Source organism: Micrococcus sp. iso_239, assembly GCF_056173395.1.
On sequence record NZ_CM149672.1, the window covers coordinates 2,167,628 to 2,180,615 of the forward strand.

13 protein-coding genes are annotated in these 12,988 nt (G+C 73.6%); 5 read left to right on the forward strand and 8 right to left on the reverse strand.

Annotated elements, in window-relative coordinates; all coding sequences use genetic code 11:
* Positions 1 to 14: 14 nt before the first annotated feature.
* From AC0VX2_RS10085 to AC0VX2_RS10095, 3 genes are read right to left on the reverse strand one after another with little or no spacing between them, the layout of a single operon-like run.
* Positions 15 to 710 (reverse strand): LutC/YkgG family protein, encoded by a 696-nt coding sequence (locus AC0VX2_RS10085; RefSeq protein WP_101965925.1) that lies wholly within the window; start codon positions 708 to 710, stop codon positions 15 to 17.
* Positions 707 to 2,347 carry a LutB/LldF family L-lactate oxidation iron-sulfur protein gene (locus tag AC0VX2_RS10090; RefSeq protein WP_101965926.1) on the reverse strand — a complete coding sequence of 547 codons (1,641 nt, stop codon included), beginning with the start codon at positions 2,345 to 2,347 and terminating at the stop codon, positions 707 to 709. The genes AC0VX2_RS10085 and AC0VX2_RS10090 overlap by 4 nt, the downstream gene beginning before the upstream one ends.
* Positions 2,344 to 3,207, reverse strand: coding sequence for a (Fe-S)-binding protein (locus AC0VX2_RS10095; protein WP_070708895.1), 864 nt, complete (start codon positions 3,205 to 3,207; stop codon positions 2,344 to 2,346). The genes AC0VX2_RS10090 and AC0VX2_RS10095 overlap by 4 nt, the downstream gene beginning before the upstream one ends.
* 201 nt (positions 3,208 to 3,408) lie before the next feature.
* On the opposite strand from AC0VX2_RS10095, the gene AC0VX2_RS10100 reads away from it, so the two are divergent.
* Together AC0VX2_RS10100 and AC0VX2_RS10105 are read left to right on the forward strand one after the other, a co-directional pair.
* Positions 3,409 to 5,070, forward strand: coding sequence for an L-lactate permease (locus AC0VX2_RS10100; RefSeq protein WP_070708896.1), 1,662 nt, complete (start codon positions 3,409 to 3,411; stop codon positions 5,068 to 5,070).
* Between the two features lie 79 nt (positions 5,071 to 5,149).
* The gene (locus tag AC0VX2_RS10105) at positions 5,150 to 5,878 is read left to right on the forward strand and encodes a FadR/GntR family transcriptional regulator (RefSeq protein ID WP_070708897.1); all 729 of its coding nucleotides are present in this window, start codon (positions 5,150 to 5,152) and stop codon (positions 5,876 to 5,878) included.
* A gap of 23 nt (positions 5,879 to 5,901) precedes the next feature.
* Here the strand turns inward: AC0VX2_RS10105 and AC0VX2_RS10110 are convergent, their stop codons facing one another.
* Entirely contained in the window at positions 5,902 to 6,399 is a 498-nt protein-coding gene (locus tag AC0VX2_RS10110) for a DUF456 domain-containing protein (protein ID WP_020628226.1), read from the reverse strand.
* Positions 6,400 to 6,443: 44 nt separating this feature from the next.
* Between AC0VX2_RS10110 and ald the strand changes: the two genes are divergently transcribed.
* The gene (gene ald, locus AC0VX2_RS10115; protein ID WP_070708898.1) at positions 6,444 to 7,586 is read left to right on the forward strand and encodes an alanine dehydrogenase; all 1,143 of its coding nucleotides are present in this window, start codon (positions 6,444 to 6,446) and stop codon (positions 7,584 to 7,586) included.
* A gap of 32 nt (positions 7,587 to 7,618) precedes the next feature.
* Here the strand turns inward: ald and pdxT are convergent, their stop codons facing one another.
* The 4 genes from pdxT to AC0VX2_RS10135 all read right to left on the reverse strand — a co-directional run bounded on the left by pdxT (position 7,619) and on the right by AC0VX2_RS10135 (position 10,739).
* Positions 7,619 to 8,254, reverse strand: a complete 636-nt coding sequence (gene pdxT, locus AC0VX2_RS10120; RefSeq protein ID WP_036339672.1) for a pyridoxal 5'-phosphate synthase glutaminase subunit PdxT — start codon at positions 8,252 to 8,254, stop codon at positions 7,619 to 7,621.
* A 42-nt stretch (positions 8,255 to 8,296) separates the two neighbouring features.
* Positions 8,297 to 9,241: a pyridoxal 5'-phosphate synthase lyase subunit PdxS gene (gene pdxS / locus AC0VX2_RS10125; RefSeq protein ID WP_036313496.1), complete on the reverse strand. Its 945-nt coding sequence runs from the start codon at positions 9,239 to 9,241 to the stop codon at positions 8,297 to 8,299.
* Between the two features lie 115 nt (positions 9,242 to 9,356).
* Positions 9,357 to 9,842, reverse strand: a complete 486-nt coding sequence (locus AC0VX2_RS10130) for a DedA family protein (RefSeq protein ID WP_036339675.1) — start codon at positions 9,840 to 9,842, stop codon at positions 9,357 to 9,359.
* Between the two features lie 51 nt (positions 9,843 to 9,893).
* Positions 9,894 to 10,739: an HpcH/HpaI aldolase/citrate lyase family protein gene (locus AC0VX2_RS10135; protein ID WP_036339679.1), complete on the reverse strand. Its 846-nt coding sequence runs from the start codon at positions 10,737 to 10,739 to the stop codon at positions 9,894 to 9,896.
* A gap of 158 nt (positions 10,740 to 10,897) precedes the next feature.
* On the opposite strand from AC0VX2_RS10135, the gene AC0VX2_RS10140 reads away from it, so the two are divergent.
* Both AC0VX2_RS10140 and AC0VX2_RS10145 read left to right on the forward strand, forming a co-directional pair.
* Entirely contained in the window at positions 10,898 to 11,632 is a 735-nt protein-coding gene (locus tag AC0VX2_RS10140; protein ID WP_036339682.1) for a GerMN domain-containing protein, read from the forward strand.
* Between the two features lie 72 nt (positions 11,633 to 11,704).
* Positions 11,705 to 12,919, forward strand: coding sequence for an aminotransferase-like domain-containing protein (locus AC0VX2_RS10145; protein WP_070708899.1), 1,215 nt, complete (start codon positions 11,705 to 11,707; stop codon positions 12,917 to 12,919).
* Positions 12,920 to 12,988 lie beyond the last annotated feature (69 nt).

The following is a 12,988-nucleotide window of genomic DNA, read 5'->3' on the forward strand; positions in this document are numbered from 1 at the left end:
CGGCCGCGCCCGCGTCAGCGAGCGCGGTCGAGCAGGATCACGTCCAGGCGGCGCGGCCCGTGCACGCCTTCGACCCGCTCGAGCTCGATGTCGCTCGTGGCCGAGGGCCCGGAGATCATGGTGATCGGCGCCGTCGCCTCCACACGGGCCAGCGCCTCCGGGAAGAGCTCCACCACGGAGTCCAGCGGCACGATGCACACATGGTGGTCCGGGACCAGGGTGATCGCCCGGCGGCCCTCGTCCGGGCGGCCGGTCAGGAAGATCGTCCCGGTCTCCGCGCAGGAGACCGTCGAGGACGTCACCACCGCGTCCACCTCGTTCAGCGCGTCCACGCTGAGGGGCTCGCGCTCGCCGTCGTGGGCGCCGCGGACCGCGGCCCGCTCCCCCGTGTGGCCCACCGCGGGCTCCGTGATGCGCTCCCGGCCGGCCCCGCGCGAGTCCGCGGGGAGCCAGTCCGGCTCCAGACCGGCCGGCACCACGTACCGGGCGTCCGGGCCGAGCAGCTCGGCGATGGCCGCGGCCACCGTCTCCTCGGTCTCGTCCCGCACGGAGGCGCGGTAGTCGATCAGCCGGTCACGCAGCATCTCCACCACCTCGGCCCGGTCCCGGGAGGAGGTCCGCCGGTAGGTGCGCTGCACCGGGTCCGCGACCGGCCCGTCCGCCGTCGCCTCGCGGATGCGCCGCAGGATCTCGGCCTTCGCCTCGCTCATCGTCCGTCCTCCTCGACGTGCTCGTCCTCCGGCCGGTCCAGCCCGGTGACGCCGTCCAGGGCGGTCCGGTGCTCGGTCTCATCCTTGTGGCGGGCCCACCAGTTGCGGAAGGACTCCCGCGGGGGCGCCGGCACGTCGCGCTCGTCGGTCCAGCCGCCGGCGATGCCCGGCAGCCAGCCGAGCACCCGGTCCGGCCCGGCCGCGACCCGGCCCAGCCCCAGGCCCCGCTCGGCCAGCGACATGCGCCGACCCGAGGACATCACCACGGAGGCGCCCTTCATCGCCACGTCCATCTGCGAGGGCGTGACGGACTCCACCGCCGCCTTGGCGCGGGCCAGGGGGCCGCCGGCGGCGTCCTCCTCCGTGCGCAGCGCCTTCCGGGCGGCGTGGGTGGCCTGCACGTCCTCGTCCCGGAGGTGGATGAGGATCGAGGGGATGTCGATGGCCACGGGGCAGACGTCGTAGCACGCCCCGCACAGCGTGGAGGCGTAGGGCAGGGTGCCGTTCTCCCCCGCGTCCACACCGGTGAGCTGCGGCGAGAGGATGGCGCCGATCGGGCCCGGGTAGACCGAGCCGTAGGCGTGGCCGCCGGTCTGCTCGTACACGGGGCACACGTTCATGCACGCCGAGCAGCGGATGCAGTGCAGCGCGGAACGGCCCTTCGGGTCGGACAGCACCGCGGAGCGGCCGTTGTCCAGCAGGACCAGGTGGAACTCCTGAGGACCGTCGCCCTCGGTGACGCCCGTCCACATGGAGGTGTACGGGTTCATCCGCTCGCCCGTGGACGAGCGCGGCAGCAGCTGCAGGAACACCTCGAGGTCCTCGAAGGTGGGCACGAGCTTCTCGATGCCCATCACGGTGATCAGCGTCTCCGGCAGGGTCAGGCACATGCGGCCGTTGCCCTCCGACTCGACGACGGAGAGCGTGCCCGTCTCGGCGACGCCGAAGTTCGCCCCGGAGATCGCCACCTTCGTGCTCAGGAACTTCTCGCGCAGGTGCCGGCGTGCGGCCTCGGCCAGATCGGCCGGCTCGGAGGTGAGGCTCTCGTCCGTGTCCGGCATCTCCCGGAGGAAGATGTCCCGGATCTCCCGGCGATTGCGATGGATCGCCGGGACGAGGATGTGGCTGGGCCGGTCGTGGCCGAGCTGGACGATGAGCTCGGCCAGGTCCGTCTCGACGGCGGCCACGCCGGCATGCTCGAGCGCGGCGTCCAGGCCGATCTCCTGGGTGGCCATGGACTTGACCTTGATCACCTCGTCCACGCCCTTGGCGGTGACGAGCTCCGTGATGATGCGGTTGGCCTCGGCCGCGTCCCGGGCCCAGTGCACGACGCCGCCGCGCGCGGTGACCTCGGACTCGAGCCGCTCCAGGAGCGCGGGCAGGTCCGCCATGACGGACTGCTTCAGCGCGGAGCCGGCGGCGCGCAGCTCCTGCCAGTCCGGCAGCTCCTCGACGACGCCGGCACGCTTGGCACGGATGGTGTGGGTGGCCCGGCGGATGTTGGCGCGCATCTGGCCGTTCTTCAGCTGCTCGCGGGCGGACTCGGGGAACGGGGTGTTCAGCAGGATCTCGCCCTCGCCGTGGACGGGGCGGACGGTGGGCATTCCCAGGCGCACGCGGGTGGGTGCGGTGCTCATCGGCGGGCCTCCTGTACACGGGCGGACAGTCCGCGGCGGACGCCGGCGGACGCGGGGATGGACAGTTCGACGGGGCCGTCGACCTCGAGCGGGTTCTCCCGGGTGGCCGCGAGGATCTCGGCGAGGTGCACGGTGCGCAGCGGGCGGCCGTCCTGGCCGCGCGCCTCTCGACGGTGCATGGCCCCGTCCAGGTGGAGCAGGCAGGAGGCGTCCCCGCCCGTGCAGAGGGAGGCGCCGGACGCGGTGACCTTCTCGATCTTCTCCTCCGCGATGGCGGCGGAGACGTCCGGGTTCTTGAGGGCGAAGGTGCCGCCGAAGCCGCAGCACTCTTCGGCGTCCGGCAGGGGGCGCAGGTCGATGTCCGCCACGGTGCGCAGCAGGTCCTCCTGGCGCGAGCCCAGGCGCAGCAGGCGCATGCCGTGGCAGGAGGGGTGGTAGGTCACGGTGTGCGGGAACCAGGAGCCGAGCTGGGCCGCGGCGTCCGTCACCCCGAGGACGTCCGTGAGCAGCTGGGACAGCTCGAGGGTGCGGGAGGCGACGACCTCGGCGTCGCGGGCCAGCCCCTCGTCCCCGCAGGAGCGGGCGACGTCCGGCTGCTGGTGGCCGAGCGAGGCCACGCAGGAGCCGGAGGGGGCGACGGCGAGATCGTAGTCGGCCTCCATGAAGGTGCGGACGTGGTTGCGCACCACGGGCAGGGCGTCCTCCACGTACCCGCTGTTGACGTGCATCTGCGAGCAGCAGCCCTGGCCGGGCGGGAAGACCACCTCATGGCCGAGCCGCTCGAGGATGCGGACGGTGGCGAGGGCCACCTTGGGATACATCGCGTCCACGATGCATGTGGCGAACAGGGCGATTCTCATGCCGGTCTCCGTTCCGGACGGGGCGCCTGGGGCGCCGTGCGGTGCGGCAGCACACGGGTGCCGTAGTGGTCAGACCATATCACGCCAGCCCCTTGCAAGGTGACCGCCCTCACAGTACGCTCCTTGGTCTGACCACAGTGGTCCGACCATCACCGGCCCGACCGGATTCCGCCCCGTCCCCTCGCCCACCGGGAGACCCCCGTGCACACCTTCACCCCCACCCCCGATGCCGCCGGCAGCGTCGCGCTCTCCGCCGCGCTCGGCGTCCTGCCCCTGCTGACGTTCTTCGCCACCCTCCTCGGCCTGCGCCTCAAGGCCTGGCAGTCGGGACTCGCCGCGCTCGTGGTGGCTCTGCTCGTGGCCGTGCTGGGCTTCCACATGCCGGCCCACCTGGCGGCGCTGGCCGCCGCCCAGGGAGCGACCTTCGGCCTGTTCCCGATCGTCTGGATCGTCGTGATGGCGCTGTGGTTCTACCAGGTCACCGTGCTCTCCGGGCGATTCGACGACATGCGCGCGATCTTCGACTCGCTCGGCGGCGGAGACATCCGCATCCAGGCCGTGCTCATCGCGTTCTGCTTCGGCGGCCTGCTCGAGGCCCTCGCCGGCTTCGGCGCCCCCGTGGCCATCACGGCCACCATGGTGCTCGGCCTGGGTGTGCCCCCGCTGCGGGCGGCCACCGCCGTGCTGCTGGCGAACACCGCGCCCGTGGCCTTCGGCGCCGTGGGCACCCCCATCACCACCGCCGGCACGCTCACCGGCATCCCCGCCTCGCACATCGGTGCGATCGTCGGCCACCAGGCCCCGTTCGTGGCCGTGTTCGTGCCGTTCCTGCTCGTGTTCATCATCGACGGGCTGCGCGGCGTGCGGCAGACGTGGCCGGCGCTGATCGTGATCGGCACGAGCTTCGCCGTCGCCATCTGGCTGGCCTCGACCCACTTCTCCTACGAGCTCACCGACGTCGTGGCCTCCCTGGTCTCCCTCGCCGCCGCCGTCCTGCTGCTGCGCTTCTGGCGGCCGCGCGGCGCCGAGGAGGCCCGCCAGCGCCTCGACGCCCCCGCCCGCGCGGCGGCGCAGGACCTCACCCCCGGCCGGATCTTCATGGCCGTGCTGCCCTACATCGTGGTCGTGGCCGTGTTCGCCCTGGCCAAGCTGGTCCCCCCGATCACCGCGGCCCTGAACTCCGTCACCGCGAAGATCCCGTGGCCCGGGCTCGACGGGCACCTCGTCGACGCCTCCGGCGCACCGCTGGCAAGCACCGTGTACAAGTTCGAGTGGCTGGCCTCCCCCGGCACGCTGCTGCTGATCGCCGGCCTGATCATGGCCGTGGTCTACTCCCGGTTCGACCATGACGGCCGGTTCCCGCTCTCGGTGGGGAACGCGCTCGCCGAGATCGGCCGCTGCTTCGCCCGCATGCGCTGGTCCGCCCTGACGATCGTGATCGTGCTCTCCCTGGCCTACGTCATGAACTTCTCGGGCCAGACGGTCGCCATGGGCACGTGGGTGGCCGGCCTGGGCACGGCCTTCGTGTTCCTGTCCCCGGTGCTCGGCTGGCTCGGCACCGCCGTGACCGGCTCGGACACCTCCGCGAACGCGCTGTTCTCCACCCTGCAGCAGACCGCCGCCACGAACATCGGCGCCGATCCGGCCCTGCTGGTGGCCGCCAACACCTCCGGCGGCGTCGTGGGCAAGATGATCTCCCCGCAGTCCCTGGCGATCGCCGCGACGGCGGTCGGCATGGAGGGCCGGGAGTCCGAGATCCTGCGCCGCGTGGTGGTGTGGTCGCTCGTGCTCCTGCTGGCGGTGTGCACGCTCGTGTACCTGCAGTCCAACGTGCTGGCATGGATGCTGCCGGCGGCGGGCTGACCACCTGCACCACCCGAGCGGGGCGGCGTCCGTCGATAGGATGGGCGGTCGCCGTCCCGCCCCCTCGGAAGGTCCGTCCATGACCGCTGCCCCCGCCTACACCATCGTGCTCGACTGGCTCGAGGCCGAGTTGCGCTCCGGCGCCGTGGCCGTGGGGGACAAGCTGCCCGGCGAACGCACCCTGGCCGAACGCTTCGGCATCTCCCGGGCGTCCGTGCGGGAGGCCACCCGGATGCTCGACGCCATGGGCCTGATCCGCGCCAGCGCCGGCTCCGGGCCGAACTCGGGCGCCGTCGTCGTCTCCGAGCCGTCCGCGGCGCTGGGCTGGGCGCTGCGCCTGCACATCGCCACGCGGTCCCTGCCGATGGCCGACGTCGTCGCCGCGCGCGTGCTCCTCGAGACCGATGCGGCGCAGGCTGCCGCCGCCACGTCCGGCGACCCCGAGAGCGTCGCCGTCCTGGCCGAGGCGGAAGCCCTGCTGGACCGGATGGACGACCCCGCGCTGCCGGAGGAGGACTTCCACCTGCTCGACACCGAGTTCCACGTGCGGCTGGCCACGCTGGGCGGGAACGTCGTGACGGCGATGATGCTGGACTCCCTGCGCCAGGCGACCATCGGCTACGTGACCGAGACCGTGGCCGGGCTGTCCGACTGGCCCGCCGTCCGCGCCGGCCTGCAGGCTGACCATCGGCGGATCCTCGCCGCCTCCACCACCGGGGACGGCCGGGCGGCCGCGCAGGAGCTGCGGGAGCACGTCCTCGGCTTCGCCGCCCTCGCCCAGACCGGCAGGGTGCCCGCCGCCGGGTGACCCGGGCGGACGGCTCGGGCGGTTCAGGCGGTGACGCCGTGCACCAGGGCGCCCACGCCCACGGCGGTCAGCGAGCCCAGCGCACAGCAGAACTCCACGAGCATGCCCACACCCATGGCCGTGAGCGCGCCGATCGAGCTGCTCAGGGCGGTCCGGGCGTCCCGGGTGCGGGCCCACTGGGAGGCGAACAGGCCGACGGCGAAGCCGAGGAACAGACCCACCACCGGGATCACGAAGAACCCGACGGCGGCGCCGGCCACCCCCCACAGGATCGGGCCACGGGTGACGCGTTCACGCCGCAGCCGCCGGCCGGTCAGCACCGCGGACGCGCTCAGCCCCGCCACGGCGAGACCGGCCGCGATGACGCCGAACGTCCAGGACGCGGGGGAACCCAGCAGCGCGGCCCAGCCGAGAGCCGTCACGAGGTTGAGCAGCGAGCCGGGCAGGACGGGGTACACGGTGCCCACCAGCCCCACCAGGAGCAGGAGCACGGCCACGAGGGAGATCAGCGCGGGAGTCACCGCACCAGTATGACGGGACGGGCCGGATGGGCTAGATTCGCCGCATGCTGGTCGCCGTGCCCACCGAAGTGAAGAACAACGAGTTCCGTGTCGCCCTGACGCCGGGCGGGGTCCAGGAGCTGGTGCGCGCGGGCCACCAGGTCCTCGTGCAGTCGGGGGCCGGTGTCGGCTCCGGCGCCTCGGACCAGGACTACCGCGACGCCGGCGCCGAGCTGGTCGACGACGTCGACGAGCTCTGGGAGCGCGCCGAGCTGGTCCTCAAGGTCAAGGAGCCGCAGCCGGAGGAGTACGGCCGCCTGCGCCGCGGCCAGGTCCTCTTCACCTACCTGCACCTGGCCGCCTCCCCCGCGTGCACGCGGGCGATCCTGGACGCCGGGACGACGGCGATCGCCTACGAGACGGTCACCCGCGGTCGCGCCCTGCCGCTGCTGGCCCCCATGAGCCAGGTGGCCGGCCGTCTGGCCCCCGCCGCGGGCGCCTACCACCTCCTCCAGCCGCAGGGCGGCTCGGGCGTGCTGATGGGCGGCGTGCCCGGCACCCGCCGCGCCCGGGTGGCCGTGATCGGCGGAGGTGTGGCCGGCGAGGCGGCGGCCGTGATCGCCGCGGGCATGGGCGCGGACGTGACCGTCCTGGACATCTCCCTCGAGCGGCTCGCGCAGCTGGACGCCGTCCACCAGGGCCGGATCCGCACGCTGGCCTCGTCCCACCTGAACATCGGCGAGACCGTGGCCGACGCGGACCTCGTGATCGGCTCCGTGCTGATCCCCGGCGCTGCGGCCCCGAAGCTGGTGACCGCCGAGATGGTGGAGTCCATGCGGCCCGGCTCCGTGCTGGTGGACATCGCGATCGACCAGGGCGGCTGCTTCGAGAACTCGCGGGCCACCACCCACCAGGATCCGACGTACCTCGTGGGGGACAAGATCTACTACTGCGTCTCCAACATGCCCGGCGCCGTGCCGCAGACCTCCACCTCGGCCCTGACCAACGCGACGCTGCCCTACATCAAGCGCATCGCCGACCTCGGATGGCGTGCGGCCCTGGCCGCGGACGAGGGCTTCGCCGGGGGCCTCAACGCGCACGACGGCGTGCTCACCCTGCCCTCCGTCGCCACGGCCGTGGCCGACGAGCTCGGCCTGGACCCCCGGAAGGACGTCCGCGTCACCTCCGAGGTCCTCGCGGAGGCCTGAGCCCCGCGCCCGTCGCGCGCGGGGCCGGCCGCTCAGAGCCCCGCGAGGAACGCCCGGTGGAAGGACCAGTCGCCGGTCACCTCGGGGTGGAAGGCCGTGGCGAGCAGGTGGCCCTGCCGCACGGCCACGGGCAGCCGCGCGTCGCCGTCGAGCCCCGGGTCCGCCGCGGGCACGGACAGACGCGACGCCGGCACGCTCGCCAGGACCTCGACGCCCTCCCCCGCCTGGAGGACGGCGGGGGCGCGGATGAACACGGCGTGCACCGGCTCCGCCGCGACCGCGGGGACGTCCAGGTCCTCCTCGAACGAGTCGACCTGCGCGCCGAAGGCGTTGCGCCGCACGGCCACGTCCAGCACGCCGAGCCCGCCCTGATCCGGCGCCGGGTTGCGGATCTCCCGGGCCAGCATGATCAGCCCCGCGCACGTGCCGTAGGCGGGCAGGCCGTCGCGGAGGGCGGCGATGAGCGGGTCCTTGAGCCCCATGATCCGGGCGAGGCGGTCCATCACGGAGGACTCGCCGCCGGGCAGCACGATGCCGTCCAGACCCTCGAGGTCCGCGGGGCGGCGCACCGGGCGCGTGCGCGCGCCCAGTGACCCGAGCACGTGGGCGTGCTCCCGCACATCGCCCTGGAGCGCGAACACGCCGACGGTCTTCTGTGGACTCACCATGGCCCCGACCCTAGGGCCTCCGGGCACCCGGGACTCCGCGGCTCACCAGCCGCGCTCGGCCAGGCGGTGCGGGGCGGGCAGGTCGCCCACGTTGATGCCCACCATGGCCTCGCCCAGGCCGCGGGAGGCCTCGGCGACCGCCATCGGGTCATCGAACTGGGCGGTGGCCTTGACGATGGCGCGGGCGCGCTCGGCCGGGTTGCCGGACTTGAAGATGCCGGAGCCCACGAACACGCCGTCGGCGCCCATCTGCATCATCAGGGCCGCATCGGCCGGGGTGGCCACGCCGCCGGCGGTGAACATCACGACGGGCAGGGCGCCGGTCTCGGCGACCTCGCGCACCAGTTCGTACGGCGCCTGCAGCTCCTTCGCGGCCACGTACAGCTCATCCTGGGCCAGGCCCTGGAGCTGGGCGATCTCCTTGCGGATGGTGCGGATGTGCTTCACGGCCTCGGAGACGTCGCCGGTGCCGGCCTCGCCCTTGGACCGGATCATGGCCGCGCCCTCGGTGATGCGGCGCAGGGCCTCGCCGAGGTTGGTGGCGCCGCACACGAAGGGCACATCGAAGTCCCACTTGTCGATGTGGTTCACGTAGTCCGCCGGGGAGAGCACCTCGGACTCGTCGATGAAGTCCACCTTGAGCGCCTGCAGCACCTGGGCCTCCACGAAGTGGCCGATGCGCGCCTTGGCCATCACGGGGATGGACACGGCCTCGACGATGCCGTCGATCAGGTCGGGGTCGGACATGCGGGCCACGCCGCCCTGGGCGCGGATGTCGGCCGGGACCCGCTCGAGCGCCATGACGGCCACGGCACCGGCGTCCTCGGCGATGCGCGCCTGCTCCGCGTTGACGACGTCCATGATCACGCCGCCCTTCATCATGTCCGCCAGGCCGCGCTTGACGCGGGTCGTGCCGGTGCCGCGGGCGCCGTCGTCGGCGGCGGAGGCGGTGGAGGCGGAGAAGCTGCGGGCGCGCTCGTCGCTCATGGTGGTCCTTCCGAAGGGGTGGCGGCCCCGGCCGCGGGGCGGCTGGCCGGGGCGAAGACGCGGCCAACTCTAGTCCCCCGGCGGCGGACCCCGGCCCGCGTCACGGACGACGACGTCACCCGGCCCCGTGCCGGCGCAGCGTACGGCGTCGGCGCCAGACGACGAACGCGACCACGGCCGCGAGGATCAGCACGAGGGCGAGGACGCCCCGGCCCTCTCCGAGCGCCGCGCCGATGACGGCCCACACCACGGCCATCCCGACGGTCCCGTACACCACGCCCCACAGGAACGTGCCGAGCGCGGCCGCCGGCAGGAACCGGCGCCAGGGCATGCGGGCGACGCCGGCGGAGCCGATCACCGCCGTCTGGATGCCCACCGTGAGGTAGCAGAACGGGATGGCCCACACCCCGTGGCGCTGGATGAAGCGCTGGGCTCGGACATAGACGGGACCCTCCATCACGCGGGCGAACCATCGGGTCCGCTCGACGCCGGAGGCCAGCCCCCGCCCGAGCGAGAACACGATCAGGGTGCGCAGGATCGCCAGCATCCAGAAGAACCCGATGGACCACAGCAGCGGCAGCCCGTCGATCCACGCCATCATGGGCGGAGCCACCCGTCGGTGCGGGGACTCAAGCGCGCGCCCCGGCCGTGCTCACGCGTTCCAGAGCCCGTACGAGTCCGCGAGGTCCGCGATCTTCTGGGCACGCAGCACGCGGGGCAGGTACGAGCCGTCGCCGACGGCGGCGCCCTGCGCGTGCTTCTCGAGCAGGTCGCGGGCCCACGCGAGCTCGTCCTCGGACGGGGACATCGCCCGGTTGACCCAGTCCACCTGATCCGGGTTCAGGACGAGGCGGCCGGTCATGCCCATCGAGGCGGTGACGGCGCAGGAGCGGATGACCGCGTCCTCACCGTCCGTGTTGCCGGGCGGTCCGTCGATCGCCCCGGGCAGACCGCCCACGCGGGAGGCGATCACCATGCGGGAGCGGGCGTAGGCCATGGCCAGCGGGTCCTCGCCGACGCCGACGTCCTTGCGGAAGTCGTTCACGCCGAAGGCGAGACGGAACGTGCCCGGCGCCTTGGCCACGGCCGTGGCGTTCTCGATGCCCAGGGCGGACTCCAGCAGGGCGATCACCGGGGTGCCGGCGCGCAGACGCATCGCGGTGAACGTGACCTGCTCCGGCTCCTCGGTCTCGGCCAGCACGACGCCGCGCACGCCGTCGAGACCCGTGAGCGCCTCGAGGTCCCGCTGCCAGTGGTCCGTGGAGGTCGCGGAGATGCGCACCCACGCCGTCATGCCGCCGGAGAGGGCGTCCACGACGTGCTGGCGGGCCGCGTCCTTCTGCTCCTCCGGCACGGCGGCCTCGAGGTCGAAGATGACGGAGTCGGCCTCGGAGGCCAGGGCGGGGGCGAACGCGTCGGGGGTGGCCGCGTTGACCAGCAGCCAGGAGCGGCTGAGCTTGGCGGGCAGGGCGGCGGCGCGACGGTTCCTCACGGGCATGGCCTCCAGCCTAGCCCGCCGCGGCCGTCCGCCCGCGGGCCCCTTCCCACCCGCGGGAGGCCTCACATCCGCTCGCGGCGGGCGAGACGGACGGCCGTAGCATGGAGAGGCCGTCGGTCCGTCCGACGCCGCCGACCCCCGACCGCCAGGAGTACCCGATGCGCCCGACCTCCCCTTCCCGCGCCCTGCGGATCACGGGTGCCGTGGCCGCCGCGTGCCTGCTGGCCGGCTGCGCGGTCGACCCCGGACTGGCCGAGGACTCGGCGTCCGACGACGGCGTGCCCCTGCCCGCGACGGAGGGGTATCAGCCGCTGACGGTCTACCTCGCCGTCGCCGAGGCGGAGGCGGTCCCGGGGACGAGCGGCCGGCCCTTCGGCTGCGGCGACCTGCTGGTGCCCGTGCAGACCGTGCCGACGGACACCGAGGACGAGGCGGACACCGCCCTGGACTTCCTGTTCGCGGACGAGCGCGGCTGGCACGGCGACCCGTCGCTGTGGAACGCCGTGTTCGACGCGCGCGAGACCCTCACCCCGACCGGGCACCGCCGCGCGGGCGACGTGGAGATCTTCACCTTCACCGGCACCGTGACGCCGGAGGACGAGTGCACGGCCGAGCGGATCCGCGCCCAGCTGCAGGCGACCGCCGCCGCCTTCACGTCAGCGGGACAGGTCCGGCTCGAGGTGGACGGCCGGGACCTCGACGACGTGCTGGGGCTCGAGCCGCTCCGCCTCGGCGAGCCCGTGGACGTCCCGCAGGGGGACCCCGCGCCGAGTGGGGAGCCGAGCGACGGATCCGGTGAGCAGACGTGGGCGCCGGAGGGCGAGTCGTCCTGGGGTCCCGCCGAGCCGACCCAGGGCACGTGGTCCCCCGCCCAGGAGCCGAGCACCCCCTGATCGCGCGACCCGCCGTCGTCGCCCGTCATCGGGCCTGCATCGTCGGCCGCGTCGTGCTATAGGGTGCCGAGCGTGCGGAACCTCCGAGAACACCTGTCCCAGCGCGCCGTCGGCGTGAAGCAGTCCGCGGTCCGCGACGTCTTCGACATCGCGATGGACCCGAACCTCATCTCGCTCGCGGGCGGGAACCCGTGGCTCGCCGACCTGCCCCTCGACGAGCTGGGCCGGATCGCCTCCGACCTGATGACCCGGTTCGGCACGGAGTCCCTGCAGTACGGCCCGGGCCAGGGCACCGAGGAGATGCGTGCCGCCGCGACCGCCGTGATGGCCGCCGACGGCATCCCGGACGCGGATCCCGACCTCGTGGTCATCACCCCCGGCTCGCAGGCCGCGATCGACACCGCCTGCCGGGCGTTCGCGAACCCGGGCGACGTCGTCGTGGTGGAGGACCCCACGTTCGTGGGCGCGTTGACCACCTTCACCACCTGGCAGCTCGAGGCCGTGGCCACGGGCACCGACGACCACGGCCTGGTGCCCGCGGCCCTCGACGAGACCCTGACCCGCCTGGCCGCCGAGGGCCGCCGCGTGGCCTTCCTCTACACGATCCCCTCGTTCGCGAACCCCTCGGGCGCCCTGCTGCCCCCGGGCCGCCGCGCCGAGGTGGGCGCGATCTGCGAGAAGCACGGCGTGCTCATCGTGGAGGACAACCCGTACGGGCAGATCGCGTTCGACGGCGAGCCCGTCGCCCCGATCGCCGCAGACCACCGGGACAACGTGGTCCACCTCGGCACGATGTCCAAGATCTTCTCCCCGGGCGTGCGCATCGGCTGGGCGCTCGTGCCGGTTGCGCTCAAGCGCGAGTTCTACCTGTGCGCGGAGTCCGCCTACATCCACGCGTCCACGTACTCGCAGATGCTCTCCACCGCCTTCGTCACGCAGCTGGACTGGCAGGGCCACGTCCGCCACGTGACCGGGCTGTACCGCGAGCGGGCCGCGGCGCTCGTGGACGCGGTGCGTGAGCACTGGGACCCGGCGGTCGAGTTCATCACCCCGCAGGGCGGCTTCTTCCTGTGGGCCACCCTGCCGGCCGGGGTGGACACCCTCGAGGTGATGCACCGCGGCATCGAGGCGGGCGCGGTGTTCGTGCCGGGGGCGGCCTTCACCCCCGTCGAGGGCACGCACTCCACCCTGCGCCTGGCGTACTCGTTCGTGGCGGCCGAGAAGCTCCTGGAGGGCGTGCGGCGCCTGGCCCCGGCGGTGAACGAGTCGATCGACCGGGCCCGCTGAGCCGCGGCGGGCGCCCACGACGACGTCGGCCCGGCGCGTCTGCCGGACGTGCGACCTCTTCCCCGGGCC